Below are 25,997 nucleotides of genomic sequence, written 5' to 3' on the forward strand. Positions count from 1 at the left end.
GATCCGCACGCCCCCGTCGTGCGTCCACCGGGGGGCCGCGACCGGTCGGCCGGAATGGTTCGGGCGCACCCGGAACGTTCCGGCCGGGTTTCCCGAACTCCGTTCCCCGGCACGGTTGTCGCATTCCGCTGAAATCGCGCGAGCCCACTGGCTACATTCACTCGCGTGACGATCCACCGCCGCGCCGCCCCCGCGCCCAAGTACCAGCAGCTCGCCACCGACCTGCGCCGGCGCATCGAGTCCGGCGAGTGGGAGGGCGGCGGCCGCCTCCCGGTCGAGACCGAGCTGGAGGCGCAGTACGGGGTGGCCCGCAACACCGTCCGGCTGGCCGTGGACGTGCTGGTCAACGAGGGCCGGGTGGTGCGCGTCCAGGGCAAGGGCACCTACCTGCGCGAGCCCTCCCGGCACGACCACCGGGTGCACGCCCGCCCGCCCCGGCAGGTCCGCCGCGAACCGCTGACCCCCAGCGGCGAGGTGTACGCCGCCGAGGCCGCCGCCGCCGGGCGGCAGCTCACCGTGGACTTCGAGGTGGCCGCCGTCCGGGCCCGCCGGGACATCGCCGCCTGGCTCGGACTGCGCCCCGAGGACACCGTGATGATGCGCCGTCAGCTCTGCCGGGTCGACCAGGAGCCCTACGCCATCGAGGAGAGCCACTACCGGGCCGGGCTGGCCGCCGGCACCCCGCTGATGCAGGACCGGCCCGTCCCCGGCGGCGACGAGCGGATACTGGCACAGCTCGGCCGGACCGAGACCGCCGCCACCGACCACCTCACCGCCCGGATGCCCGACCCGGCCGAGGCCGCCTGGTTCGGCCTCGGCCCCGGCGTGCCGCTGCTGGTCAACACCCGGATCAGCAGCGACCGGCGCGGCCCGATCCGGGTGGTGGAGACCCGCTACGCGGCCGACCGGGCCCGGCTGCTCTACGAGCTCGGCGACGCCGCGGCGGAATGCCGGTCCGCGCCGCTGAGGCCGCCGGGGCCGGAATTCCGATCAGTACCGGTCGGTCCTCCGGCGGAATTCGTCCGGATCGCGGTCGGCATTCAGTCGGAATTCGACCGTCGACGACCGGTATTGGACCGAAAATGACCGGATCGGGACCGAATTCGATCAGGCCAGCGCGGACTGGACCTGCCGCAGGCTCGGGTTGGTCATCACGCTCTGCTCGCCGGAGGCGGAGACCACCACGACCGTCGGCACCGTCTGGTTGCCGTCGTTCACCGACTCCACGTAGGACGCCGAGGCCGGGTCCTGCTCGATGTTGACCTCGGTGTAGGCGATGCCCTCGCGGTCCAGCTGGCTCTTGAGGCGGTTGCAGTAGCCGCACCAGGTCGTGCTGTACATCGTGACGGTGCCGGACATGGCGGGGGACTCCTTCGGTCGACGGACGGTGGCCGGACGGCCGCCCGGTGCAACGCCCGGCGGCCCCGGCCCATTCCGGGCGGGTGGCGGTGCGACGATCCGACCACCTCGGACCGCCTGTGGACAACCCCGTCCGAACTGTCCGGCCCGCCTGCGAGGATGGAGGGCATGCAGGAAGACCTCCTCGGGCTCGACGGCCCCCACCCGCAGTACGGCCACGCCCCCGCCGGGGCGGACGCGGTGCTGGCCGGCCTCGACCCCGAGCAGCGCGCCGTGGCCACCGCCCTGCACGGCCCGGTCTGCGTGCTGGCCGGCGCCGGCACCGGCAAGACCCGCGCCATCACCCACCGGATCGCCTACGGCGTGCGCAGCGGCGTCTACCACCCCGCGCAGGTCCTCGCCGTCACCTTCACCGCCCGCGCGGCCGGCGAGATGCGCGGCCGGCTGCGCCAGCTCGGCGCCGACGGCGTGCAGGCCCGCACCTTCCACTCGGCCGCCCTGCGCCAGCTCCAGTACTTCTGGCCGCGCGCCATCGGCGGCGAGTTCCCCCGGCTGCTGGAGCGCAAGGTCCAGCTGGTCGCCGAGGCGGCCGGCCGCAGCGGCCTGCGCGTCCAGCGCACCGAACTGCGCGACCTGACCGCCGAGGTCGAGTGGGCCAAGGTCACCCAGGTCGTCCCCGACGACTACCCGGCCGCCCTCGCGAAGTCCGGCCGCGAGGCCCCGCGCGACCCGGCGGAGATCGCCCGGGTCTACGCCGCCTACGAGCACGCCAAGCAGCAGCGCCGCCTGATCGACTTCGAGGACGTGCTGCTGCTCACCGCCGCCGTCCTGGAGGACCGGCCGGAGATCGCCGACCAGGTCCGCTCCCAGTACCGGCACTTCACCGTCGACGAGTACCAGGACGTCTCCCCGCTCCAGCAGCGCCTGCTGGAGCAGTGGACGGGCTCCGACGGCGGCGCCAGCCTCTGCGTCGTGGGCGACGCCAGCCAGACCATCTACTCCTTCACCGGCGCCACCCCCGACCACCTGCTGAACTTCCGGCACCGGCACCCCGAGGCCACCGTGGTCAAGCTGGTCCGGGACTACCGCTCCACCCCGCAGGTGGTCCACCTGGCCAACGGGCTGCTCGCGCAGGCCCGCGGCCAGGCCGCCCAGCACCGGCTGGAGCTGGTCTCCCAGCGCGAGGCCGGCCCCGAGCCGGTCTACCGCGAGTACCCGGACGAGCCGACCGAGGCCGAGTCCACCGCCCGCCTGATCCGCGACCTGCTCGGCACCGGCGTCCGGGCCAGCGAGGTCGCCGTGCTGTTCCGCACCAACGGCCAGTCCGAGGTGTACGAGCAGGCCCTCGCCGACCTCGGCATCGCCTACCAGCTCAAGGGCGCCGAGCGGTTCTTCGAGCGCCCCGAGGTCCGCGAGGCCGGCGTGCTGCTCAAGGGCGCCGCCCGGGCCGCCGATGACCCGCTGACCTCCGGCGCGCCCGACCTCGCCGCCCAGGTCCGCGCGGTGCTCGCCACCCGCGGCTTCGCGCCCGCCCCGCCGGCCGGCTCCGGCGCCGTCCGCGAGCGCTGGGAGTCGCTGAACGCGCTGGTCCGCCTCGCCGAGGAGTTCGAGGCCGCCCGCCGGTCCGCCGGAGCCCCGGCCGACCTCGCCGCCTACGTCGCCGAGCTGGACGCCCGGGCCGCCGCCCAGCACGCCCCCGCCGTCGAGGGCGTCACGCTCGCCTCGCTGCACGCCGCCAAGGGCCTGGAGTGGGACGCGGTGTTCCTGGTCGGCCTGAGCGAGGGCACGCTGCCGATCATCTACGCCAAGACCGACGAGCAGGTCGAGGAGGAGCGCCGGCTGCTCTACGTCGGCGTCACCCGGGCCCGCCGCTTCCTGACCCTCTCCTGGTCGCTCTCCCGCTCCCCGGGCGGCCGCGCCTCCCGCAAGCCCACCCGCTTCCTGGACGGCCTGCGCCCCGGCTCCTCCGGCCCCGGCGCGCGCACCCGGGGCGGGCGCGGGGGCGTCGAGCCGGGCGCGGAGCGCTCCGCCGCGCGCCGGGCGCGCGGCCCGGTCAAGTGCCGGGTCTGCGAGCGCACCCTGACCGACGCCGTCGAGCGCAAGCTCCGCCGCTGCGAGGGCTGCCCGTCCACGATGGACGAGGCGCTCTACGAGCGGCTGCGCGAGTGGCGCTCGGTCAAGGCCAGGGAGCAGGGCGCCCCGGCCTACGTGGTGTTCACCGACGCCACCCTGACGGCCATCGCGGAGGACGTGCCGGGCAGCCTCGCGGAGCTGTCCCGGATCTCCGGAGTGGGCGCCATGAAGCTGGACAAGTACGGCGCCGACGTGCTCTCGTTGTGTGCGGGGGAGAGTCCGGAGCCGGCGGAGGACACCGACCGCGAACCGGAGGCCGCCCCGTCCGAGGGCGAAGCCGGGAACCAGGCTGAGAACTCGCCGGAAAAATAGTTTGCGCGCCGCATGGACGGCGCAATAGCCTGCCGGAGCGGTCAAGGGGACGAGGCCGCGAAGCTCGCAGAGGGCCTGTTTCTGCGTGCACCGACCATCAACCAGATACCGGAGCCCGGGCGACCGGGTACCGCGAGACGCCGAGAGGAGGCGAGTTCAGTGGAGACCAAGATGATCACCAAAGTGACCGACCTGATGACCACCCTCGCCATGCCCTCGCGCGTCAGCGCTCTGGGTCTGGGTCTGGGCACGGCCGGCGGCGACGCCGGAGTCCTGCGGTCCGAGCACTGCCTTGTCAGTGATCTCGGCAATGCTGTGGCCACCCGTGTCGAGGCAGGTCTCTCCCGTGACTGGGCGACGTTCGGCGGCGGCATTTCGCTGTCCGACGAGCGACCGACCAAGGCACCGAAGGCAGTAGTGGCAGAGGCCCTGCATGGGCGCTATGCCACGGTCATCGGTGCCGGAAGCAACAAGCAGGACCAGCAGATCTCCCTGGCCGAAGCCGCCGTCCACGGCGCCGAGGCCGGCCGGAAGCAGGCTTTTCGCGGGCCTGGACCCTGGAGCGAACGACCCTGACTGAACCAGTCACGGGCGGTGCCTCCAGGGCCGCGGAAACCCAGCAACCGGGTTCCGCGGCCCTTCTGTTTTGTCCGGTACGCAAGACCACCCAGGCCCCCCGGGGCCTCCGGACCGCTCCGCACCGCGGAACGGCCGGATCCACATCGAAGACGAGGAAGACGCCCACAGTGTCCACGGTCATCACACCGCCGCCCCTCCCGTCCGTACCGACCGACAAGACCATCGAGGCCGACCAGGCCCACCCCCCGGAGGTAACACTCATGCAGCTCACCGCCATCGACGAGGCTGGCTCGCTCGGGCTCCCCATCCCGTGCCGGGCCTTCGACCCGGAGGTCTTCTTCGCGGAGACCCCCGCGGACGTCGAGTACGCCAAGTCGCTGTGTGGCACCTGCCCCGTCAAGGCCGCCTGTCTCACCGGTGCCCTGGAGCGCCGCGAGCCCTGGGGCGTCTGGGGCGGCGAGCTCTTCGTGCAGGGCGTCGTCGTCGCCCGGAAGCGCCCGCGTGGCCGTCCGCGCAAGACCGAGGTCATGGCGTGAACCCCGCAGCCAGGGCCGACCGCAGCGGCACCGGAGCCGTCCGCAGGGGAGAGCAGCCCCCGCTGGACACCGCTCTGCGCCACTCGGTACGCATCGCGGCCGCCAAGGCCGACGCAGAACTGACCCGTCCCTTCCCGACCACGCACCACGAGCAGGACCACCACATGAACCCCGCCGGCATCGATCCGACCGTCCGCTCCGAGCAGACCACCGAACTCCAGATCCAGAACAGGACCCTCGAGATGAATCTCCTCCAAGAATCCCTGGCGCGCGCGCATATGCAGCAACGCCTCCACGAGGCCGAGGAGCAACGCCTCGGCCTGCGGGTGCTGCGCGCGGCGCGGTTGCGCCGCCGGGCCGAACGTGCCTCGCTGCGCGCCCGCAAGGCCCTCGCCGTCGCCCTGATGTGACGGACGCTCCACCCCGCCGGCCGGCCGCGAGGCCCCGCCGGTGACCCACCCCTGAACGCCGACGGCCGACTCCCCGCCCCCGGGGAGCCGGCCGTCGGCGCGTTCCCGCCGCCTCCAGGGCTCCTTCGGCTCCTGCGGTTCCAGGGGCCTCCACCGGACCCGGGTGCCGGGCGTCCAACTCCATGCTCCCGTACTGCTGTTCGCCGCTCGAACGGGTCGTGCAAGGATGGCCCCCATGTGGTCCTCCCTCCCGCTCGGCGAGCGGTTGCGCGCCGAGCTCGGCCCGCCGCGCAAGGTCCGCCGCCTGGTCAGCAGCCCGCGCTCCCGGGTCTGGCGGGCCGAGCTCTCCGGCCGCCCCGTGGTGGTCAAGCAGCTGGTCGACTCGCCCGGGGCCGACGGCCGTTACGCCCGCGAGGCGGCCGGGCTCTCCCTCGCCGCCCGGCCCGGCCGGCCCGGCCGCCCGGTGGCGCCCGCCCTGCTCGGAACCGACCCGGCCGCCCGCCTGCTGGTGCTGGAGCGCCTGGAGGACCGCACCCCGGGCCCCGACTGGCAGCGCGAGTACGCCACCGCGCTGGCCGGGCTGCACGCCAGCGCCCCCGCCGACCTCCAGGACCTCGCCGGCACGGCCCCCGGCACCGACCTGCCCGCCTGGACCGGCCCGACCGGACGCGACCTCGGCTGCTTCATCGCCCTGGCCCGGATCCTCGACGTCCCGGCCCCGCCCGGCGCCCGCGCCGAGGCCGAGGCGCTGCTCGACCGGCTCTCCGCCACCCCCGTCCGGCACGCGCTGCTGCACGGCGACCCCTGCCCCGGCAACGACCTGCACACCGCCGACGGCGTCCGGTTCGTCGACTTCGAGCAGTCCGCGCTCGGCCCGGGCGCCGTCGAGTTCGCCTACCTGCGGATCGGCTTCCCCACCTGCTGGTGCTCCACCGCCCCGCCCGCCGCCGTGCTGGCCGAGGCCGAGGCCGCCTACCGCACCGCCTGGCGCGCGGCCACCGGCACCGAGGCCGCCACCCCCGCCGAACTCGCCGACGCCTGCGCCGGCTGGCTGCTGCGCGGCGACGCCCTCGTCCCCAAGGCTGAACGCGGCACCGCCGACCACCTGTCCCGCCTCCACCACGGCGACTGGACCTGGGGCAACGCCACCGCCCGCCGCCGCCTCCTGCACCGCCTGCGGGTGGTCGCCGAACTCGCCGACGCCGACACCGCCCTCCCGGTCTTCGGCCGTTTCTGCGCCACCCTGGCCGCCCGCGCCCGTACCGCCTGGCCCACCGCCACCCCGCTCCCCGCCGAACGGGCCTGACCGCCCGGGAACCCGCGAGCCCGCCAGCCCGCCGCCCGCGAGCGTCGGCCGGGGCGACCGGGCACCCGTGCCTCCGGTCGCCCGGAGGCACGGGTGCCCGGGCCCCGGCTCAGTCGGCTTCCGGCCCCGGCTCCGGCCCGGCTGCCGGCCCGGTCTCCGGCTCGTTCCCCGGTCCGGCGAAGCCGGGCAGCCAGCGGAGCAGCTCCTCGTGCAGGCGGACGGTGGCGCCGAGCTGGCACAGGACGCCGATGGTGGAGAGGGTGACGCGGTGGATCAGCAGGTAGGAGGGCGGGAGGTTGAGCTGCTTGCCGAGGTTGTAGGCGGGGGAGCGCGGGTCGGCGATCCGGGCGGCCTGGGTGCGCATCCACGGGCGGCTGAAGGTGAACTGCTCGGCGCGGGTGGGCTCGATGATCGGGAGCAGGTAGTCGAGCACCGCGTCCGGGTCGAGCGAGATGCCGGGACGGACGAAGTTCTCCTGCCTGAGCAGGTCGTACACCGCCCCGGCGTCCCCGGCCAGGGCCAGCCGCAGGGAGGTGCCGATCGTGCGGGGCAGGCCGCCGGGGAGGCGGTCGACGGTACCGAAGTCGAGCACGCCCAGCTTCCAACTCGCGGCGGTGCGGCCGGTCTTGACCAGCCGGAAGTTGCCGGGGTGCGGGTCGGCGTGCAGCAGGCCGGTGCGGCTCGGACCGGCGAACAGGAAGCGGGCGAGCAGTTGCCCGGCCCGGTCGCGCTCGGCCCGGGTGCCGTCCGAGACGACCTGGGAGAGCGGTTTGCCCTCCAGCCACTCGGTGACCAGCACCCGCCCGGACTGGGCCACCACCCGGGGCACCACGATGTCGGCGTCCCCGGCGAACTCCTGGGCGTGCAGCTGCTGGGACTCCGCCTCCAGCCCGTAGTCCAGCTCCTCGGTGACCCGCTCGCGCAGCTCGGCGATCAGCGGCTTGATGTCCACGCCCGGGATCAGCGGACCCAGCATCCGGGCCACCCGGGAGAGCTGGCTCAGGTCGCTGAGCAGGGCGTCGCCCGCGCCCGGGTACTGGATCTTGACCGCGACGTCCCGCCCGTCCTTCCAGACGGCGCGGTGCACCTGGCCGATCGAGGCGGCGGCGGACGGCTGGTCGGAGAAGGAGCGGAAGCCGTCGGCCCAGTCCTCCCCGAGGTCGGCGGCCAGCACCGCGTGCACGGTGCGGGTCGGCATCGCCGGGGCGGACTCCTGGAGCTTGGTGAGCGCGGCCCGGTAGGGGCCCGCGACGTCCTCCGGGAGGGCGGACTCGAAGACCGACATGGCCTGCCCGAACTTCATCGCACCGCCCTTCAACTTGCCGAGGGTGGCGAAGAGCTGCTCCGCGGTCTGGGCCTGGAGCTCGGCCGCCACCTCCTCCGCGGGCCGTCCGCCCAGGCGCTTGCCCAGGCCGAGGGTGGCCCGCCCGGCGAAGCTCAGCGGCAGGGCCGCCAGCCGGGCCGTCCGGGAGACCGCCTTGCGCGGCATGTCAGACATCCGCCGCCTCCGTCCGGACGGTGCGGCCGGCGGTGGCCGGAGCCGCCCCGGCGCACGGGTGGGCGACCGGCCGGGCCGGGCCGGTCCTCGCCTTGCGCGGTAGATCGCTCACCGGACCTCCTGATCCTCCGGACCGACCGGCGCCCCGCCGGCGGTCGGTACAGCGGCGCTCCCGGACCCGCCCGGCGGCTCCGGCCCCGACGGCCGCCCGCCCGGCCCCCGGAAGCGGTGCACCGGGACGGGTGGGCGACGGATCGGGCCTGCGGGCTGCCGGACGGGCGCCAGGGCTCGTCCTAGGCCATTGTGCCCGTTCGTCCCGGTGCGGCGGACTGCCAGAGGCAACCGCAGTCCGGGTGGCTGCGCAGCCGCAGCCGCCGGACCATGCCGTCGGCGGCGGACAGCTCGCACCAGCCGTCCACGCTCGGCGGCAGCACCCCGTCCAGGTACAGCTGGGCGTGCAGCGCGGCGAGCCCCGCGACCGAGGCCGCGACCGCGCCGTCGCAGGCCGGGACGCGGGCCCGGCCGGGGCCCTCGTCGATCAGCTGGGCCAGCAGCCGGGGCCACGCCTCGTCCTCGTCGCGCCGGGCCAGGGTCGCGCAGCTGCCGCAGGCGGAGGCGCAGGGGACGACCAGCGGGCCGACCACGCCGAGGTGTTCGAGCACCCCGGTGTACAGGTGCGGGACGCCGGCCCGCATCAGCTCCTGGGCGTCCACCGCGGCCCCGGTGTACGCGGCGGAGCCGTCCCTCGGGGCGAGCACCACCAGGGTGGGCGGCGGGGGAGCGGCGGGCGGGCGCCGGTAGCGCTCGCCCACCGGGGCGCCGGTGACGCGGTGCACCAGCTCGCGGGCGGCGGTGGAGCGCAGCCGCCCGATGTCGCCCGGCGGCAGGCCCCCGGGCAGGCAGTCCCGGGCGGCGACCCGGCCGCGGTCCAGCACCGTGACCTCGCCGATCCCGCCGGCCGCCAGCGCGGCCCCGACGGCGGCCCCGACCCGCCCGGCGCCGCGCACCTCGACCCGGGCCCGGACCCGGCCGTGCAGCACGGCGGCGGCCTCGCCCGGCGCGGGGTGCACCAGGGAGAGCGAGGCCAGGTCGGGGCCGAGCAGGTCGCGCCGGGCGGGCGGGTACAGCTCCAGCACGTCCCGCAGGGCCTGGGCGTCGTCCAGCAGCTCGCTGCGACCGAGCGAGTCGAGCACCGCCCGGCAGTACTCGGCGCCCAGCCCGAGCCGCTGCCCGGCGGCGATCAGGGCGGGGCCGTCCCGGCTGCCGTCGATCAGCTCCAGGAAGCCGGCCAGCTTGCGGTCGACACCCTCGATCAGCCGGGCGTGCCGCCGCACGGTGCCGAACTGCAGGGTCTGCTTCTCCCGCCAGAGCCGGGACAGGGCGGGCTTGATCACGGGGCGCATGCGGGTACCTCCCACGGTCGGGACCCCGGCGTCGGGATCGCCGGTGACCGCAGCTTGCCCGCCCGTCCGGACCGGCGGAAATCCGTTGTCCACAGCCCCGGTGTGACGATCGGTTCATCGCCGCGCACTACCTGTGGACAACGCGCCCGGGTGGACCCGTGGGCCGCGCCGTCCCGCTGCCGGACTTCTGTCACGGGGACGGGGTAACGTCCTGTGCCATGGCAGCCGAACGGGACTCCCATCGGTCGGCGTCGCATCGGCGTGCCCGGGCAGCCTCCGGTCCGACGGTCGCGGCGCCCGGTGCGCATGCCAGCACCGGGGCCGATCGTGAGTGCACATCCGACCGCGAGCACACCCCCGACCCGACCTGCACGGCCGACCGCGGCGGCCTCGACCGCACCGGCCCGGAGCGCGGCGGCGTCGACCGCGGTGGCGTCGACCGCAGCAAGGTCGAGGTCCGCCGCAGCGCCCGCCGCAGCCGCACCGTCTCCGCCTACCGCGAGGGCGACCGCACCGTGGTGCTGATCCCGGCCCGGATGTCGCACGCCGAGGAGCAGCGCTGGGTGGCCCAGATGCTCGACAAGCTGGCCGCGCAGGAGAGCCGCCGGATGCTCGGCGACGAGGCGCTGCAGTCCCGCGCCCGCGAGCTCTCGCGGCTCTACCTGGGCGGTCGCGCTGTCCCCGAGCAGGTCCGCTGGGTCACCAACCAGAACTCCCGCTGGGGCTCCTGCACCCCCAGCGAGCGCACCATCCGGCTCTCCCACCGCCTCCAGGGCATGCCCGAGTACGTGGTCGACTACGTCCTGCTGCACGAGCTCGCGCACCTGCTGGTCCCCGACCACGGCCCCCGGTTCTGGGCCCTGCTGGACGCCTACCCGCGCACCGAGCGCGCCCGCGGCTACCTGGAGGGCGTCGCCTCCGCCGCCCGGCTGCCGCACGTCCCGCCCGCCCCCCTGACCTGACGTCCCGCGCCACCGGCTGCCGCGCCACCGGCCCGGCCCGGAAGCGGTACGGACGCCCCCGACCGGCACGGAGGCCCCCGACCGGCCCCACCGGGGCGGTCGAGGGCCTGCGGGACGGCCGGAGGACGCCGGGCCGGTGCGGGCGGGCGTCAGACCAACGCGCGGGCCCGCGCGACCAGGTCGCGCACCGAGCGGTCGGTGTCGGCGGGCAGCTCGTCCCAGCCGAACCAGCGCAGGTCCAGCGACTCCTCGCTGATCAGCTCGCGCGCCCCGGCCGGGGCCAGCGCCACGTACTGCACGTCGAGGTGGGTGTTCTCGGGCCGGTCCTTCCCGGTGCAGCGCACCCGGTGCCGGTCCAGCTTCACGGGCGCGGGGCGGCCGTCGACGGCGAGCAGCGCCAGGCCGGCGATGCCGGACTCCTCGACCGCCTCGCGCAGCGCCGCCGCGGCCAGCCTGTCGTCGCCGGGCTCGCAGTGGCCGCCCATCTGCAGCCACAGCCCGACCTTCGGGTGCAGGGTGAGCAGCACCCGCCCGCCGTCCGGGTCGACCACCAGCGCGCTGGCGGTGAGGTGCCCGGGCAGGCAGGCCCGCCACATGCCGTCGGGGCGGTCGGCCAGGTGGGCCAGGTAGTCGCGGCGCAGTTCGTCCTGCCCGGCGCCGTCGGGCACCCAGTCGGTGAGGACGCGGACGGCGTCGGCGTGCAGCGCGGTCACTTGGCGGTGCCCTCCGGACCCTGCGCGCCGCCGTCCTCGCCCTTACCGTCCTGGCCCGGAGCATCACCCGAGGCGCCGTCCGCGGCGTCGGCGTCGTCCGGGGCAGCCTCCGGGGCGTCCTCCACGGGCTGCGCTGCGGACTCCTCCGCCGCCCCGTCCGCCCCACCGTCCTCGCCCTTGCGCAGGTCCGCCTTCCCGGCACCGGAACCGGCACCGGCCCCGCCGCCCGCCGCCTCGCCGAGCAGCTTGTCCAGCGCGTCGAAGTCGAAGCCGCCCTCGGCCACCGCCGCGGTGTCCCGGTGCACGAAGCCGTCCGGGTCGTCGAGGTCGGCGGCGGTGGGCAGCATGTCGGGGTGGCTCCACAGCGCGTCGCGGCCCTCGACGCCGCGGGCGTCGGCGAGCGAGGCCCAGAGGCGGGAGGCGTCGCGCAGGCGGCGCGGGCGCAGTTCGAGGCCGACCAGGGTGGCGAAGGTCTGCTCGGCGGGGCCGCCGGAGGCGCGGCGGCGGCGGAGCGTCTCGCGCAGCGCGGCGGCGTGCGGCAGGTGCGGGGCGGCGGCGGTGTGCACCACGGCGTCGACCCAGCCCTCGACCAGGGCGAGGGCGGTCTCCAGCCGGGCCAGGGCGGCCTTCTGCGCGGGGGTGTCCTCGGGCTGGAGCAGGCCGCCGGCCAGCGCCTCCTGGAGGGCCTCGGGGTTGGACGGGTCGAGCTGGCCGACCAGCTCCTCCATCCGCGAGGTGTCGACCTTGATGCCGCGCGCGTACGCCTCGACGGCGCCGAACAGGTGCGCCCGCAGCCACGGCACGTGTGCGAACAGGCGCTGGTGGGCGGCCTCGCGCAGGGCCAGGTAGAGCCGGACCTCCTCGGCCGGCACGTTCAGCCCCTCGCCGAACTCGGCGATGTTCTGCGGCAGCAGCGCGGCCTTCCCGGCGGGGGCCAGCGGCAGGCCGACGTCGGTGGAGCCGAGCACCTCGGCGGCCAGCGCGCCGAGCGCCTGCCCGATCTGGGTGCCGAACATGGCGCCGCCCATCGAGCGCATCATGCCCATCAGCGGCCCGGCCACGGCCTGCATCTCCTCGGGCAGCACGCCGCCCATGGCGTTGCCGACCCGCTCGGCGACCGGGTCGACCAGGTCCTTCCAGACCGGCAGGGTGGCCTCGATCCACTCGGCGCGGCTCCAGGCCACCGCCGCGGAGGAGGTGGACGGGAACTCGGTCGCGGAGTCCAGCCACAGGTCGGCCAGCCGGACGGCCTCGGTGACGGCGGTGCGCTCGGCCGCGCCGATCGAGCGGTCCTTGGTCTTCCCCTCGGGCTGCTCGGCGACCACGGTCTGCCGGGCGATGTTCTTGGCCAGGTCCCAGTTCACCGGGCCGCCCTCGAACGAGAGCATCTGCCCGAGCTGCTGGAACGCCGCGCCGAGGTCGTTGGGGTTGAAGCCGCCCATCATCGCGGCGAACGGGTTGTCCCCGCCCTGGCCGCCGCCGGGGCCGCCCATGCCGAACAGCGCCCCGAAGGGGTTTCCGCTGCCGAAGCCGAACGGCTGCTGCGGGGTCGAGTCGCCCGGCTCGCCGTCCTTCTTGCCCTTGTTCTCGCCGTCCTCGGGCTCCTCGGGGGGAACGCCGAATCCGAAGGGGAGGTCGCTCACGGGGTCCTCGATCTGATCGGCCGTCACGCGGGTGGTGTGGCGGGAAAGTCTGCCGCCCGGGGGCTCCGAGCGGTTTCAATGGTCTCGCGGCGACCGCGCCGGGTGCACCGCCGGGGCCGGGCCTCGGGCAGGATGGTCGAGTGCGTGACACTCGTACGTCCGCACTTAAGCTAACCGTGGAGGATGGCCGGTGAGTTCCCCGCCTTCGGACGTTCGCTCTGGGCTGACCGAGGGCGAGGGTGTGCCGGCCGACGCCGGTTCGCCGATTCCAGCCTACGGCGGCAAGCCGCTGACCGTGGCGGTCACCGGCGCGGCGGGCGTGCTCGGCGAGCGTGTCGCGCAGCGGCTGGTCGACTCCCCGCACGTGCGCCGGGTGCTGGCGGTGGACGACCGGCGCGGCGAGGTGCCCGGCGTGCAGTGGCGGGTGCTGGACGTGCGCGACCCGGCGGTGGCCGAGCGGCTGTCCGGCGTCGACGTGGTGGTCCACCTGGCGATGGACCTCGGCATGGAGTCCGACCCGCGGGCCCGCAGCGCCTACAACGTGCGCGGCGCGCAGACCGTGGTGACCGCCGCCGCGGCGGCCGGGGTGCACCGGGTGGTGCTGTGCACCTCCGCGATGGTCTACGGCGCGCTGCCCGACAACGAGGTCCCGCTGGCCGAGGACTCCGAGCTGCGGGCCACCGAGGAGGCCTCGCTGGTCGGCGACCTGCTAGAGATCGAGCGCCTGGCCCGCCGCGCCCCGCGCGCCCACCCGGGCCTGCAGGTCACCGTGCTGCGCCCGGCCGTGGTGGTCGGCCCCGGCATCGACACCGTGCTGACCCGGCACTTCGAGGCGCCGCGGCTGCTGGTGGTGGCGGGCTCCCGCCCGTGCTGGCAGTTCTGCCACCTGGACGACCTGGCCTCGGCGCTGGAGTACGCGGCGCTCGGCCTGGTGGAGGGCGAGGTGACGGTCGGCTGCGACGGCTGGCTGGAGCAGGAGGACGTGGAGGAGCTGTCCGGGATCCGCCGGATGGAGCTGCCCGCCTCGCTCGCCCTGGGCACCGCGGCCCGGCTGCACCGGCTCGGCCTGACCCCGGCCCCGGCCGGGGACCTCGCGTACACCATGTACCCGTGGGTGGTGTCCGGCAGCCGGCTGCACGAGGCGGGCTGGCGGCCGCGGTACGGCAACGAGGAGGTGCTGGCCGAGCTGCTCGCCCAGGTGTCGGGCAAGCACGCGGTGGCCGGGCGCCGGCTCGGCGGCAAGGAGGCCGCCACCAGCCTGGGCGCGGCCGGGGCCACGGTGGCGCTGATCGGCACCGCCGCGCTGGTCCGGCGGGCCCGCAGGCAGCGCCGGATCTGAACCGACATCTTTCCGTATCATGGAATTACCGCATCGTGATACGAAAATCCTTGCGGTCGCTCGCCGGGGATGCGGAATGATGGTGGGCATGTCCGAGAACCACGACCCGATCCGCCTGCTCGCCGTCCGCGACACCCCGCTCTCGCTGGACGAGGTGCACGCCGCGGTCGGCGACGACGCGGCCGGCGGCACTACCCTGTTCGTCGGCACGGTGCGCGACCACGACGGCGGCAAGCCGGTCGCCGCGCTGGAGTACAGCGCCCACCCGACCGCCGCGCGCGAGCTGCGCCGGATCGCCGAGAAGGTCTGCGCGGACTTCCCGGTCCGGGCGCTGGCGGCGGTGCACCGCACCGGCCGGCTGGGGATCGGCGACGTCGCGGTGATCGTCGCGGTGTCCTGCCCGCACCGCGGCGAGGCGTTCGCGGCGGCCCGGCGGCTGATCGACGACCTCAAGCACGAGGTGCCGATCTGGAAGCACCAGGTCTTCGCCGACGGCGAGGAGGAGTGGGTCGGCGCCGGCTCCTGCTGACGCCCCCGTGTCCGGCCCCGGGTGGCGCTCGTTCCCCGTTCGGCGGTACCGCCGCGCGGTGGAGAACGGGCCCCGTCCCGTAACCCGGATGCCGCTCGCGCCGTTCCCCCAGCAGGCGGCTAATCTGCTGATACGCATGACGAGCCTGTGGGGAGTTCGAAAATGGCTGTGCTCGCCTGGTTGAGCATTCCTGTGGTGGCCGGGGTGCTGGCCGCGGTCTGGGCCACCTGGGCGGCCCGGCCGCCCCGCGCGATGACCGATCCGACCTCGCTCGCCGAGCACGAGCGGTTCCGCGCCGCGATGGAGCGCAGCACCGGCGCCCGGGACTGACCGGCCCGTCCCGATCGGCGGTGCCGGGCCCGACCCGTCCCCGATCGGCGGTGCCGGGCCCGGACCGCCGGTGCGCCCCGAACCGCACTTCCCGTACTGTCGTGCCATGCCACGCCGATCGTCGACGATGCTCGCCGCCACCCTGCTGCTGATAGGCCTGCTCTGTGCCTCGGTGCTGTTCAAGGTGCCGTTCACCGAGATGAGCCCGGGGCCGACGTACAACACCCTCGGCGCGCAGGACAAGACCGGCACTCCGGTGATCACCATCACCGGCCACGAGACCTACCCGACCAGCGGTCACCTCAACATGACCACGGTCCAGGTCACCGGGGCGAAGTACCAGCCCAGCCTGGTCTCGGCGATCGTCGGCTGGGTGCGGGACGACGTGCTGGTCGTCCCGCACGACAACGTCTATCCGAAGGGCCAGACCGACCAGGAGGCCCAGCAGGAGAACGCCGAGCAGTTCGCCTCCTCCGAGGACAGCGCCAAGACCGCGGCCCTCAAGCAGTTGGACATCCCGGTCGGCACCGAGATCATCGTCTCCTCGGTGGCCGCGGGCGGGCCCGCCGAGGGCAAGCTGCACGCCGGCGACCAGATCGTCGCGGTGGACGGCACGGCCATCTCCAGCCAGGCCCAGGTCGCCGCGCAGGTGACCAGGCACAAGCCCGGCGAGACCACCGTCTTCACCGTGGTGCCGCACGCCAAGGCCGGCGCGTCGCCGGACCCGGCGGACCGGGTCGAGGTGCCGATCGTCACCGGCAGGTCCGCGGACGACGGCCCGGAGCGGGCGGTCGTCGGGATCACGCCCGGCGTCGACCACGTCTACCCGTTCAAGATCGACATCGGCCTGCAGGACGTCGGCGGCCCCAGCGCCGGCCTGATGTTCGCCCTCGGCATCGTCGACAAGCTCACCCCGACCGACCTCACCGGCGGCCGGTTCGTGGCGGGCACCGGCACCATCGACGACGACGGCGCGGTCGGCCCGATCGGCGGCATCCAGATGAAGCTGATCGCCGCCCGCGACAAGGGCGCCGAGTACTTCTTCACCCCCGCGGACAACTGCGCCGAGGCGGCCAAGGGCACCCCGTCCGGCCTCACCCTGGTCAAGGTCGAGAACCTGGACGGCGCGGTGAAGGCCCTGGACGGCATCCGGGCCGGCGACCGGGCCGCGCTGCCGACCTGCGGTTAGTCCCCTGACCGGGGCCCCGACGGGGGCCCCGACGGGGGCCCCGGCGGTCAGGAGAACGTCGCGAGCAGGGCGTCCGTCAGGTTGGGGACGAGCTCGGGGCCGGTGAGCACCTCGCGCGCGAGGTCCTTCTCGCGCAGCCGCAGCGCGACCTCCTTGGCGCCGTCGCGCAGCACGGCCGCGGTGATCCGGACCTCCTGGCGCTGCGGGTGGGTGGCCACCCAGTCGTTGATCTCCTTGTCGCCGGCGTTCTTCGGCCGGGTGGCCTCGGCGCCGGGCGGGAGCATCAGGCGCTCGACCACCAGGGCGCAGCCGACCACGCCGTCGGGCCAGGCGATGGTGCCGAGGAAGCGGTCGAGCTCGGTGCCCGGGGGGATCTCCTCCTGCTCGACCGGGGTGAGCCCGGTCGGGTTGTCGTCCAGGCCGAGCTGCGCGGCGAGCCGCGGGTTGGCCTTGAGCATCCGGGCGTTGTCGACCAGGGCGAACAGGCGGGCTGGGAGGTCCCAGCCGAGGGTCGCGGCGTGCTCGTCGATCTCCAGGGCGGCCCGGGTGAGCGGGGTGGCCGCGGGCGGGCCGGAGGTGGCGGCGGTCAGGTCAGGGGAGTCGGACATGGGGTCATCCTCACACGTCCGGGGGGGCCGTCTCCAACTCCGACGCAGCCGCCGGGAACTCAGGTAAAGACTGATTAAGTTGCATGGGGAGACCGCTGCCGGTTATCGGTGCGGCAGCGGGCATTCCCAACGACGACAGCTGAGGTGGCGCCTTGACCTTCCAGATGCCGGACCGCTCCGGTCCGGGTTTCCGAGCGAGAGTCGGGCCGCCGTCGCGCCGGGCGAAGGTGCTGCTGCTGACGCTGGGCGTCCTGGCGGCGCTCTTCGTGCTGTTCGTGCTGTTCGCGGGGCTGTGGACCGACTGGCTGTGGTTCGACTCGGTGCGCTACGGCTCGGTGTTCACCGCGCAACTGGGCGCCAAGGCCGGGCTGTTCGCGGTCTTCGGGCTGCTGATGGCGCTGGTGGTCGGCTTCAACCTGTGGCTGGCGTACCGGCTGCGGCCCCCACTGGCGGCGATGTCGGTGGAGCAGCAGAGCCTGGACCGCTACCGGATGGGCATCGCGCCGTTCCGCAAGTGGCTGATGATCGGCCTGTCGCTGCTGGTCGGCCTGGCGGCCGGCGCCGCCGCGGGCGCGCAGTGGCGGACGTGGATGCTATGGGTCAACGGCACCGCGTTCGGCGTGAAGGACGGCCAGTTCCACAAGGACGTCTCGTACTACGCGTTCAAGCTGCCCTGGTACGAGTTCGTGCTGGGCTTCGGCTTCAGCGCGGTGATCGTGTCGCTGCTGGCGGCCACCGCCGTGCACTACCTGTACGGGGGCCTGCGGCTCCAGGGGCCCGGACGGCGGGCGAGCGCCGGGGCGCAGGGCCACCTGGCCGTGCTGCTGGGCGTGTTCGTGCTGCTGAAGGCGGTCGCGTACTGGCTGGACCGGTACGCGCTGGCGGTGAAGAGCGAGTCGTACAAGAACGTCGACGGCTGGACCGGCCTGCGCTACGTGGACGCCAACGCGTTCCTGCCGGCCAAGACGATCCTGTTCTTCGTCGCGGTCATCTGCGCGCTGCTGTTCTTCCTGACCCCGATCCGGCGGACCTGGGCGCCGGCGCTGATCGGCTTCGGGCTGATGGCGCTGTCGGCGATCCTGGTCGGCGGGCTCTACCCGGCGCTGGTGCAGCAGTTCCAGGTCAAGCCGAACGAGCAGGCCAAGGAGACCGCGTACATCCAGAAGAACATCGACGCGACCAGGCAGGCGTACGGCATCGCGGACGTGGCCGAGCAGCAGTACGCGCCGACTGACTCCACCGACGCCGGCACGCTCGCCAAGGACGCCCAGACCATCTCCGACATCCGGCTGCTGGACCCGAACGTGGTCTCGCCGACGTTCCAGCAGAACCAGGCGCTGCGCAACTACTACGCGTTCCCGAAGACGCTGGACGTGGACCGCTACGGCGACCAGGACACCGTGCTGGGCGTGCGCGAGCTGGACCTGACCGGCGTCCAGCAGCACAACTTCATCAACGACCACTTCAAGTACACCCACGGGTACGGCGTGGTCGCCGCCAAGGGCAACCAGGTCGACTCGAACGGCAACCCGGTCTACACCGAGCACTCGCTGCCCGCCGAGGGCAGCATGGGCAGCTACGAGCAGCGGGTGTACTACGGCGAGAAGACGACGATGTACTCCGTCGTCGGGCCCGGCCTGGACGAGATCGACTACACCCGGGACGGCCAGCCGGACCAGACCTCCCAGTACAGCGGCGGCAGCGGCGTCTCGCTGAACAACCCGCTGACCCGGGCCGCGTACGCGCTGAAGTTCGCCGAGCCGCAGATCCTGTACTCGGGGGCGATCAAGGACGACGCGAAGATCCTCTACGACCGCACCCCGAAGGAGCGGGTCGAGAAGGTCGCGCCGTGGCTGTCGATCGACGCCGACCCGTACCCGGTGGTGCAGAACGGCCGGCTGGTGTGGGTGCTGGACGGCTACACCACCTCGGACGGGTACCCGTTCTCGTCCAAGACCACCTTCGGCGACGCCACCAAGGACTCGCTGACCGACCAGCGCGGGCGCACCCTGACCGCCGTCAACCAGGTCAACTACATCCGCAACTCGGTGAAGGCCACCGTGGACGCGTACACCGGCGAGGTGACGCTCTACCAGTGGGACGAGGCCGACCCGGTGCTGAAGACCTGGATGAAGGCGTTCCCGGACACGGTGAAGGCCAAGGCGGACATCCCGGCCACCCTGCTGCCGCACCTGCGCTACCCGCAGGACCTGTTCAAGGTGCAGCGCGACCTGCTCGGGCAGTACCACATGACGGACGCCACGGCGTTCTTCAACGGCACCGACATCTGGGAGGTGCCGGAGGACCCGACGGTCAACACCCACGAGGTGCAGCCGCCGTACTACCTGACGCTGCGGATGCCGGACGCCCAGGAGGCCAGTTTCTCGCTGACCACCTCCTTCGTGCCCTCGGGCCGCAAGAACCTGGCCGCGTTCATGACCGCGGACGCCGACCCGGGGCCGGGCTACGGCAAGCTGCGGATCCTGCGGATGCCGTCCGGCTCGGGCGCGCTCGGCCCGGCGCTGACCCAGGCGAAGTTCAACTCGGACTCCGAGGTGGCCCGCCAGCTGACCCTGCTGCGCAGCGGCACCGACTCCGACGTGGTCTACGGCAACCTGCTGACCCTGCCGGTCGGCGGCGGCATCCTCAACGTGGAGCCGGTGTACCTGGTGGCCCGCGGCGCCAAGGTGCCGGTGCTGAAGAAGGTGCTGGCGGTGTACGGCGACCACAACGTGGCGCTGGAGGACACCCTGGACCAGGCGCTGGCCAAGGTGCTCGGCGGCGCGGCGGACGGGGCCACCACCCCGACCGCCCCGGCCGACCCGCAGAACCCGGGCACCGGGACGCCGACCGCGCCCGGCACGCCGACGACGCCGGACAGCCCCGAGGTGCAGCAGGCGCTCACCGAGGCGCAGAAGGCCTTCGACGACGGCCAGGCGGCGCTGAAGAACGGCGACTGGACGGCGTACGGCAAGGCCCAGGAGGCGCTGAAGAAGGCCATCGGCGACGCGATGGCCGCCGAGCAGAAGGCGGCCGGCGCCTCGCCGTCCGCCTCCCCGCCCGCCGCGCCGACGGGCTGAGCTGCGGAAACCGGTTTGTTGGTCCACCCCGTGATCGTGATACAGTGGTTTCACCGACGCGGGGTGGAGCAGCTCGGTAGCTCGCTGGGCTCATAACCCAGAGGTCGCAGGTTCAAATCCTGTCCCCGCTACTCAGTAGCGAAAGGCCCGGAGGCATCAGCCTCCGGGCCTTTGCCATTCCTTGGGCGTCGGGCCGATTGACACCCCATGTGGTCCAGTCCAATCTGAGTCATGCCCATGGCGGGCGGCCCCCACCGCCCGTCTTGATGCGTTGCAACTCCTTTGCCGGCACCGGGAATTGATCACCCGCCGGTTCCGTCTGCCGCTCTCCCCGACCGGGTGTCGGACGGCGTTCCTGCATCCCCACGTGACAGGAGAGAGGCACATCCGCATGCATCGCCACAACCGCAGGGCCTGGGCCGTCACGGCCGCGGCCGCCACGCTGCTCGCCGGGGCGGTCTCACTGCTGGGAGCCCCCAGCGCGAGCGCCGGGCCGGGCAACACCACCGGGGCCCCCGCCACCAGCGGCGGCATCAAGGTCGCGTACTTCGACCAGTGGTCGATCTACCAGAACGCCTACTACCTGAAGAACGTCGACACCAACGGCATGGCCGGGAAGCTCGACTACCTGCTCTACGACTTCGCCAACATCGACCCGGCCAACCTGACCTGCTTCGAGGCCAACTCGGCGGCCTCCCAGGACGAGAACAACCCGAACGCCGGCGACGGCGCGGGCGACTACTACGCCGACTACGCCAAGACCTTCGCCAACGGCAACAGCGTCGACAACTCCACCGACACCTGGAACCAGCCGCTGGCCGGCAACTTCCACCAGCTCCAGGAGCTGAAGGCGAAGTACCCGAAGCTCAAGGTGCTGCTGTCGATCGGCGGGTGGACGTACTCCAAGTACTTCTCCGACGCGGCGGCCACCGACGCCTCGCGCAAGAAGCTGGTCTCCTCCTGCGTCGACATGTTCATCAAGGGCAACCTGCCCGCCCAGGGCGGCTACGGCGGCCCGGGCACCGGCAAGGGCATCTTCGACGGCTTCGACATCGACTGGGAGTACCCGGGCGGCGGCGGCCACACCGGCAACCACTCCTCGGCGGCCGACAAGCAGAACTTCACCGCCCTGCTGGCCGAGTTCCGCGGCGAGCTCAACACCCAGGGCGCCGCGGACGGCAAGACCTACGCGCTGAGCGCGGCGCTGCCGGCCGGCCAGGACAAGATCCAGAACATCGAGACCAACAAGATCGGGCAGTACCTGACCTTCGCGGACCCGATGACGTACGACATGCACGGCGGCTGGGAGGCCCAGGGCCCGACCAACCACCAGACGCCGGTCTACCAGAGCCCGAACGACCCGATGAACAACGTGCCGCCGGGCAACGCCAAGTACTCCATCGACGAGGCGATCAAGGCGTACACGGTCGGCGACCCCTCGTACGGCATCCCCGGCGGGTTCCCGGCGAACAAGCTGAACATGGGCGTCCCGCTCTACTACCGCGGCTGGACCGGCGTGGCGGCCGGGGCCAACCACGGCCTGTTCCAGCCCGCGAGCGGCCCGGCCCCCGGCGCGCCGAACTCCGGCAACGTGGCGGGCGTGCGGATGTACAAGGAACTGCTCGGGACGGTGGACAACCCGAGCTACACCTACTGGGACGCCGCCGCGCAGGCCTCGTACTTCTACGACGGCACCACCTTCTGGTCCGGCGAGAACGCCAGGTCCATCCAGGCCAAGATGGACTACGCGCACTGCAACGGACTCGGCGGATCGTTCGTCTTCTCGCTCTACGACGACCCGAACGCGGCGCTGCTCAACCCGCTGATGACCGCGACCGGCGGCTCGGCCGCCTCCTGCCCGGCCCCGCCGACCGGCTCGCCGAGCGCCAGCGCCTCGCCGTCGAAGTCCCCGTCGCCGTCGCCGTCCACCAGCCCGTCGACCAGCCCCTCGACCTCGCCGTCGACCAGCCCGTCCGGCAGCCCGTCCTCCTCGCCGACCCCGCCCGGCGGCGGGATCGTGGCCAACCCCGGCCTGGAGTCCGGCGCGCTGAGCCCGTGGACCTGCTCGGGCGGCGCCGTGGTCAGCGGCGGGCACACCGGCTCCCACGCCCTGCAGGGCAACGTGAGCGCCGGTGACACCGCGCAGTGCCAGCAGACCGTCACGGTCAAGCCGAACACCGCCTACACGCTGTCCGCCTGGGTCAAGGGCAACTACACCTACCTGGGCGTCACCGGCTCCGGCGCGGACAGCTCGACCTGGACCCCCGGCGGGAGCGCGTGGACGCAGCTGTCCACCAAGTTCACCACCGGCGCCTCGGTCACCTCGGTGACCGTCTGGGTCCATGGTTGGTACGGACAGGGTGCCTACCAGGCCGACGACTTCAGCGTCAGCTGAGGCTCCGTCAAGACCCTTTTAAGGAAGGCCCGGAGGATTCCGTCCTCCGGGCCTTCCCCCTTGCGGGCGCGCGGAGTTGATCGACTCCGGTACGATGCGTGGCCGGGGTTTGTGGGGCCCAGTGTCGGGAAATCGACAAAGAGCCGAAGCGATCTCGCCGGGCTTCGGCCCCGCTCCGCCAAAACGGACGGAGCAGGTGTACGCGGTGTGCGGGTGATGCGACGATGGACCACGAGGGGGACGCGGCGCGGCCGTTGACGGGCCGTCCGGTCCGGCGTGCCCCCCGGGGGAGACGACCCGGGCCGACGGCCCGGGGCGGATGCCGCGACACTCGGGGGGAGCGGGAGTCGGCATGAAGCTCATCGGCAACAGCGGGACGGGGGAACGACTGGCGGCCGGCAGCGCCGCGGACACCGACACCGGCGCCCGCCCCACCGGCCGGTCCACCGGCAGCCTGCCCGCCCAGCGCGGCACCGCGGGCGGCATCGACGTGACCGGCTACGGCCCCGAGAGCCTGGTCCACCTGACCGCCGACCAGGTCGCCGCCGCCTCCGTCCGCGACCTGATCGACCCCGACGAGGACGCCGCCGACAGCTTCGAGACCGCCCTCGCCGCCCGCGAACAGGCCGCCCTCGAAGCCCGCCACCGCGGCTCCGCCGACGCCGGCGACCCGGGCGCCGCCAGCCAGCTCGGCGCCCTCCTGCTGCGCCGCGGCGACCTGCTCGACGCCGAGCGCTACCTGCGCGCTGCCGCCGCGGCCGGACTGCGCGCCGCCGCCAACAACCTCGGCGTCCTGCTCCACCAGCAGGGCCACCGCACCGAGGCCGCCCAGTGGTGGCGCCAGGCCGCGGTCGCCGGCTCCGCCCCCGCCGCCCACGCCCTCGGCCTGCAACTGCGCGACCAGGGCGAGGAGGAGGCCGCCGAGTACTGGCTGCACTTCGCCGCCGAACAGGGCCACCCGCTCGGCGCGTACGCCCTCGGCGACCTGATGGAGCACCGCCGCGACGTCCGCGCCGAGCGCTGGTTCAAGGCCGCCGCCGACTCCGGCCACCGCGAGGCCGCCTACCGCCTCGCCCGGATGCGCGAGGCCGCCGGCGACAAGGACACCGCCGAGACCTGGTACCGCACCGCCGCCGCCCGCAGCCACGCCCGCGCCGCGCTGCGCCTGGGCGTCCTGCTCGAAGCCCGCGGCGACCTCGACGAGGCCGCCCGCTGGTACCGGCAGTCCGCCCAGAACGGCGAGGCCCGCGCCGCCTGCGCCCTCGGCTTCCTGCTCCGCGACACCGGCGACCTCTCCGCCGCCGCCGAGTGGTGGCAGGAGGCCGCCGAGGCCGGCGACGGCACCGCTGCCAACGCGCTCGGCGCGCTGCACGCCGGCCGCGGCGAGAACGCCGTCGCCGAACGCTGGTACCGCGCCGCGCTCGACGCCGGCGACCACAACGGCGCCTTCAACCTCGGCCTGCTGTGCGCCGGCGCCGGCCGCGAGGCCCAGGCCGAGCAGTGGTACCGCCGCGCCGCGTACGCCGGCCACCGCGAAGCCTGCAACGCGCTCGCCATCGTGCTGCTCCAGCGCGGCGACGAGTCCGGCGCCGAACCCTGGTTCTCCAAGGCCGCCGAGGCCGGCTCCGTCGACGGCGCCTTCAACCTCGGCGTCCTGCACGCCGGCCGCGGCGAGACCCGGCAGGCCCAGGAGTGGTACGCCCGGGCCGCCGCCGAGGGCCACGGCGAGGCCGCCCTGCAACTCGCCGTCGCCCAGGAGCAGCGCGGCAACCTGGCCGGCGCGCTGGAACGCTACCGGCAGGCCGCCGACGGCGGCTCCGCGGAGGGCGCCTTCCGGCTCGCCTCGCTGCTCGACCGCCGCGGCGACGCCGACGCCGAGGCCGAGCACTGGTACGCGGTCGCCGCGGACGCCGGACACCGCCGGGCCCAGGTCCGGATGGGCGTGCGCGCGGCCGAGCGCGGCGCGCTCCAGATCGCCGAGAGCTGGTACCGGCGCGCCGCCGAGGGCGGCAGCCGCAGCGCCGCGTTCAACCTCGGCCTGCTGCTGGCCCGGCAGGACAGCGAGGCCGAGGCGATGCTCTGGTACACCCGCGCCGCGGACGCCGGCCACGGCCGCGCCGCGCTGCGGCTGGCGCTGCTCGCGCTGCGGCGCGGCGAGGCGGTCCAGGCCGAGAACTGGTGCCGCCGCGCGGCGGAGTACGGGCCGGCGGAGGTCGCGGAGCGGGCGGGGCGGCTGCTGGGAGCGCTGAACGCGGAGCTGAGCGCGTAGGGCTGCCGCCGGGCCGGGACGCCGCGCGGCCGGGGAGCGCACCGGCCGGGGCGCGGGGAACCGCGCGGAGCGGGAGCGGCACGGCAGCAGGACGCCGGGACGGCGGGACGGTGCGACCGACCGTCCCGCGTCACGGTCCGGCCGTGCGGGCCCGGCCGGCCGCGCGGCTCCCCGCGCGCCCCCGGTCGCGCCGCCCTACACGCTGAGCGAGCGCAGCACGGCCTCGTGGAGGACGCCGTTGGTGGCGACCGCGTCCGCGCCGGTGGGGCCGTCGATGCCGTCGAGGCCGGTGAAGCGGCCGCCGGCCTCCTGGACGATGACGCAGGGGGCGGCCATGTCCCAGAGCGAGAGCTCGGGTTCGGCGGCGATGTCGACGGCGCCCTCGGCGACCATCATGTAGGACCAGAAGTCGCCGAAGGCGCGGGTGCGCCAGCAGATCCGGGTGAGGTCGAGGAAGGCGTCGAGGCGGGCGCGCTCCTCCCAGCCGCTGAGCGAGGAGAAGGAGAGCGAGGCGTCGGCGAGGCGGGAGACCTTGGAGACGTGGATGCGCTGGGCCTTGGCCAGGCTGCGGCCGGCGAACGCGCCCAGGTCCTTGGCGGCCCACCAGCGGCGGCCGAGCGCGGGGGCGGAGACGATGCCGACCACCGGGACGTGCTCGCCGTCGGGCTGCTCCTCCAGCAGGGCCACCAGGGTGGCCCAGACCGGGACGCCGCGGACGTAGTTCTTGGTGCCGTCGATCGGGTCGATCACCCAGCGGCGCGGGCCGGAGCCCTGCAGGCCGTACTCCTCGCCCAGCACCGCGTCCCGGGGGCGGGCCCGCTGCAGGACGGAGCGGACGAGTTCCTCGGCGGCTTTGTCGGCGTCGCTGACCGGGGTCAGGTCGGGCTTGGTCTCGATCTTCAGGTCGAGCGCCCGGAACCGCTCCATGGTGATCGAGTCGGCCGAGTCGGCGAGGACGTGGGCGAGTCGGAGGTCGTCGTGGTAGTCGGCCATGCACGGCACCCTAGCGGACTCAGTGTCCCGAGCCGCTGAGCTGGAGACCGATCACGCCCGCGATGACCAGGGAGATGGACACCAGTTTGAGGACGGAGGAGGACTCCCCGAGGAAGGCCATCCCGTACACCGCGGTGCCGGCCGCGCCGATGCCGGTCCACACCGCGTAGGCGCTGCCGACCGGCAGGGTCTTCAGGGAGAGGGTGAGCAGGCCGAAGGAGCCCAGCGCGAAGAGCGCGAAGCTGATGGTGGGCCAGAGCCTGGTGAAGCCGTGGCTGAGCTTGAGGTTGACCGCGAATCCCGTTTCCAGCAGACCGGCGAGGATCACCATGGCCCATGCCATCGGGTTGACTCCCTGTCAGGTAGGAAGGTGTGACCTCCCTATCGTTACCCAGCGCAGCGGCCCCAGCG

Annotated in this window: 21 protein-coding genes, 1 tRNA gene and 1 pseudogene; 15 read left to right on the plus strand and 8 right to left on the minus strand. The window is 74.1% G+C overall.

The genetic code is table 11. The annotated features are described in order from the left end of the window. The first annotated feature begins 165 nt into the window (after positions 1-165). Positions 166-1,086 (plus strand): GntR family transcriptional regulator, encoded by a 921-nt coding sequence (locus K353_RS15375; protein ID WP_111554166.1) that lies wholly within the window; start codon positions 166-168, stop codon positions 1,084-1,086. Between the two features lie 21 nt (positions 1,087-1,107). On the opposite strand, the gene K353_RS15380 is transcribed toward K353_RS15375, so the two are convergent. Next, complete coding sequence (locus K353_RS15380; protein WP_111554167.1) at positions 1,108-1,359, minus strand: mycoredoxin; 252 nt, start codon at positions 1,357-1,359, stop codon at positions 1,108-1,110. A gap of 159 nt (positions 1,360-1,518) precedes the next feature. On the opposite strand from K353_RS15380, the gene K353_RS15385 reads away from it, so the two are divergent. From K353_RS15385 to K353_RS15405, 5 genes are all read left to right on the plus strand, one after another. Further along, positions 1,519-3,804, plus strand: coding sequence for an ATP-dependent DNA helicase UvrD2 (locus tag K353_RS15385; protein WP_370447605.1), 2,286 nt, complete (start codon positions 1,519-1,521; stop codon positions 3,802-3,804). Between the two features lie 159 nt (positions 3,805-3,963). Then, positions 3,964-4,380, plus strand: coding sequence for a hypothetical protein (locus tag K353_RS15390; protein ID WP_111554168.1), 417 nt, complete (start codon positions 3,964-3,966; stop codon positions 4,378-4,380). A 170-nt stretch (positions 4,381-4,550) separates the two neighbouring features. After that, complete coding sequence (locus tag K353_RS15395; protein ID WP_370447606.1) at positions 4,551-4,919, plus strand: WhiB family transcriptional regulator; 369 nt, start codon at positions 4,551-4,553, stop codon at positions 4,917-4,919. 164 nt (positions 4,920-5,083) lie between these two features. After that, on the plus strand, positions 5,084-5,329 hold the full coding sequence (locus K353_RS15400; RefSeq protein WP_030459980.1) for a hypothetical protein: 246 nt from the start codon (positions 5,084-5,086) through the stop codon (positions 5,327-5,329). Between the two features lie 235 nt (positions 5,330-5,564). Continuing rightward, the gene (locus K353_RS15405; protein ID WP_111554169.1) at positions 5,565-6,635 is read left to right on the plus strand and encodes a phosphotransferase; all 1,071 of its coding nucleotides are present in this window, start codon (positions 5,565-5,567) and stop codon (positions 6,633-6,635) included. A 109-nt stretch (positions 6,636-6,744) separates the two neighbouring features. Here K353_RS15405 and K353_RS15410 read toward each other — a convergent pair whose 3' ends face one another. Then, positions 6,745-8,133 (minus strand): AarF/ABC1/UbiB kinase family protein, encoded by a 1,389-nt coding sequence (locus tag K353_RS15410; protein WP_233533601.1) that lies wholly within the window; start codon positions 8,131-8,133, stop codon positions 6,745-6,747. A 293-nt stretch (positions 8,134-8,426) separates the two neighbouring features. Beyond that, the gene (locus K353_RS15415) at positions 8,427-9,536 is read right to left on the minus strand and encodes a ThiF family adenylyltransferase (protein ID WP_111554171.1); all 1,110 of its coding nucleotides are present in this window, start codon (positions 9,534-9,536) and stop codon (positions 8,427-8,429) included. A 440-nt stretch (positions 9,537-9,976) separates the two neighbouring features. Here K353_RS15415 and K353_RS15420 point away from each other — a divergent pair. After that, positions 9,977-10,498, plus strand: a pseudogene (locus K353_RS15420) (M48 family metallopeptidase); the annotation flags it as partial. A 149-nt stretch (positions 10,499-10,647) separates the two neighbouring features. On the opposite strand, the gene K353_RS15425 reads toward K353_RS15420, so the two are convergent. Next, positions 10,648-11,211: an NUDIX hydrolase gene (locus K353_RS15425; RefSeq protein WP_199528106.1), complete on the minus strand. Its 564-nt coding sequence runs from the start codon at positions 11,209-11,211 to the stop codon at positions 10,648-10,650. Further along, positions 11,208-12,854, minus strand: coding sequence for a zinc-dependent metalloprotease (locus K353_RS15430; RefSeq protein ID WP_111554172.1), 1,647 nt, complete (start codon positions 12,852-12,854; stop codon positions 11,208-11,210). The genes K353_RS15425 and K353_RS15430 overlap by 4 nt, the downstream gene beginning before the upstream one ends. A gap of 241 nt (positions 12,855-13,095) precedes the next feature. On the opposite strand from K353_RS15430, the gene K353_RS15435 reads away from it, so the two are divergent. From K353_RS15435 to K353_RS15445, 4 genes are all read left to right on the plus strand, one after another. Then, positions 13,096-14,193: an NAD-dependent epimerase/dehydratase family protein gene (locus K353_RS15435; protein ID WP_233533603.1), complete on the plus strand. Its 1,098-nt coding sequence runs from the start codon at positions 13,096-13,098 to the stop codon at positions 14,191-14,193. An 88-nt stretch (positions 14,194-14,281) separates the two neighbouring features. Beyond that, positions 14,282-14,722 (plus strand): molybdenum cofactor biosynthesis protein MoaE, encoded by a 441-nt coding sequence (locus tag K353_RS15440; RefSeq protein WP_233533604.1) that lies wholly within the window; start codon positions 14,282-14,284, stop codon positions 14,720-14,722. A gap of 162 nt (positions 14,723-14,884) precedes the next feature. After that, positions 14,885-15,052 (plus strand): hypothetical protein, encoded by a 168-nt coding sequence (locus tag K353_RS34875; RefSeq protein WP_199528107.1) that lies wholly within the window; start codon positions 14,885-14,887, stop codon positions 15,050-15,052. A 106-nt stretch (positions 15,053-15,158) separates the two neighbouring features. Then, entirely contained in the window at positions 15,159-16,241 is a 1,083-nt protein-coding gene (locus K353_RS15445) for a PDZ domain-containing protein (protein ID WP_111554174.1), read from the plus strand. A 47-nt stretch (positions 16,242-16,288) separates the two neighbouring features. On the opposite strand, the gene K353_RS15450 is transcribed toward K353_RS15445, so the two are convergent. After that, entirely contained in the window at positions 16,289-16,849 is a 561-nt protein-coding gene (locus tag K353_RS15450; protein ID WP_111554175.1) for a PPA1309 family protein, read from the minus strand. 164 nt (positions 16,850-17,013) lie between these two features. Between K353_RS15450 and K353_RS15455 the strand changes: the two genes are divergently transcribed. The 4 genes from K353_RS15455 to K353_RS15470 all read left to right on the plus strand — a co-directional run bounded on the left by K353_RS15455 (position 17,014) and on the right by K353_RS15470 (position 24,593). Continuing rightward, positions 17,014-19,929 carry a UPF0182 family protein gene (locus K353_RS15455; RefSeq protein ID WP_111554289.1) on the plus strand — a complete coding sequence of 972 codons (2,916 nt, stop codon included), beginning with the start codon at positions 17,014-17,016 and terminating at the stop codon, positions 19,927-19,929. 57 nt (positions 19,930-19,986) lie between these two features. Beyond that, a tRNA-Met gene (locus K353_RS15460) sits at positions 19,987-20,060 on the plus strand. Between the two features lie 260 nt (positions 20,061-20,320). Continuing rightward, the gene (locus tag K353_RS15465) at positions 20,321-22,324 is read left to right on the plus strand and encodes a glycosyl hydrolase family 18 protein (protein WP_111554176.1); all 2,004 of its coding nucleotides are present in this window, start codon (positions 20,321-20,323) and stop codon (positions 22,322-22,324) included. Positions 22,325-22,676: 352 nt separating this feature from the next. Continuing rightward, positions 22,677-24,593, plus strand: coding sequence for a tetratricopeptide repeat protein (locus K353_RS15470; protein ID WP_233533605.1), 1,917 nt, complete (start codon positions 22,677-22,679; stop codon positions 24,591-24,593). A 195-nt stretch (positions 24,594-24,788) separates the two neighbouring features. Here the strand turns inward: K353_RS15470 and hisN are convergent, their stop codons facing one another. Next, positions 24,789-25,586, minus strand: coding sequence for a histidinol-phosphatase (hisN, locus tag K353_RS15475; RefSeq protein WP_100836431.1), 798 nt, complete (start codon positions 25,584-25,586; stop codon positions 24,789-24,791). Positions 25,587-25,605: 19 nt separating this feature from the next. After that, positions 25,606-25,929 carry a multidrug efflux SMR transporter gene (locus K353_RS15480; RefSeq protein ID WP_111554177.1) on the minus strand — a complete coding sequence of 108 codons (324 nt, stop codon included), beginning with the start codon at positions 25,927-25,929 and terminating at the stop codon, positions 25,606-25,608. Positions 25,930-25,997 lie beyond the last annotated feature (68 nt).

The organism is Kitasatospora sp. SolWspMP-SS2h, assembly GCF_003259315.1.
GTDB lineage: Bacteria > Actinomycetota > Actinomycetes > Streptomycetales > Streptomycetaceae > Kitasatospora > Kitasatospora fiedleri.

Excerpts from the sequence above, each read along its gene's own strand:
- K353_RS15380 (WP_111554167.1), bottom strand. The coding sequence starts at position 1,359 with ATGTCCGGCACCGTCACGATGTACAGCACGACCTGGTGCGGCTACTGC.
- K353_RS15385 (WP_370447605.1), top strand. The coding sequence starts at position 1,519 with ATGGAGGGCATGCAGGAAGACCTCCTCGGGCTCGACGGCCCCCACCCG.
- K353_RS15400 (WP_030459980.1), top strand. The coding sequence starts at position 5,084 with ATGAACCCCGCCGGCATCGATCCGACCGTCCGCTCCGAGCAGACCACC.
- K353_RS15405 (WP_111554169.1), top strand. The coding sequence starts at position 5,565 with ATGTGGTCCTCCCTCCCGCTCGGCGAGCGGTTGCGCGCCGAGCTCGGC.
- K353_RS15410 (WP_233533601.1), bottom strand. The coding sequence starts at position 8,133 with ATGTCTGACATGCCGCGCAAGGCGGTCTCCCGGACGGCCCGGCTGGCG.
- K353_RS15415 (WP_111554171.1), bottom strand. The coding sequence starts at position 9,536 with ATGCGCCCCGTGATCAAGCCCGCCCTGTCCCGGCTCTGGCGGGAGAAG.
- K353_RS15440 (WP_233533604.1), top strand. The coding sequence starts at position 14,282 with ATGTCCGAGAACCACGACCCGATCCGCCTGCTCGCCGTCCGCGACACC.
- K353_RS34875 (WP_199528107.1), top strand. The coding sequence starts at position 14,885 with ATGGCTGTGCTCGCCTGGTTGAGCATTCCTGTGGTGGCCGGGGTGCTG.
- K353_RS15445 (WP_111554174.1), top strand. The coding sequence starts at position 15,159 with ATGCCACGCCGATCGTCGACGATGCTCGCCGCCACCCTGCTGCTGATA.
- K353_RS15450 (WP_111554175.1), bottom strand. The coding sequence starts at position 16,849 with ATGTCCGACTCCCCTGACCTGACCGCCGCCACCTCCGGCCCGCCCGCG.
- K353_RS15455 (WP_111554289.1), top strand. The coding sequence starts at position 17,014 with ATGCCGGACCGCTCCGGTCCGGGTTTCCGAGCGAGAGTCGGGCCGCCG.
- K353_RS15465 (WP_111554176.1), top strand. The coding sequence starts at position 20,321 with ATGCATCGCCACAACCGCAGGGCCTGGGCCGTCACGGCCGCGGCCGCC.
- K353_RS15470 (WP_233533605.1), top strand. The coding sequence starts at position 22,677 with ATGAAGCTCATCGGCAACAGCGGGACGGGGGAACGACTGGCGGCCGGC.
- hisN (WP_100836431.1), bottom strand. The coding sequence starts at position 25,586 with ATGGCCGACTACCACGACGACCTCCGACTCGCCCACGTCCTCGCCGAC.
- K353_RS15480 (WP_111554177.1), bottom strand. The coding sequence starts at position 25,929 with ATGGCATGGGCCATGGTGATCCTCGCCGGTCTGCTGGAAACGGGATTC.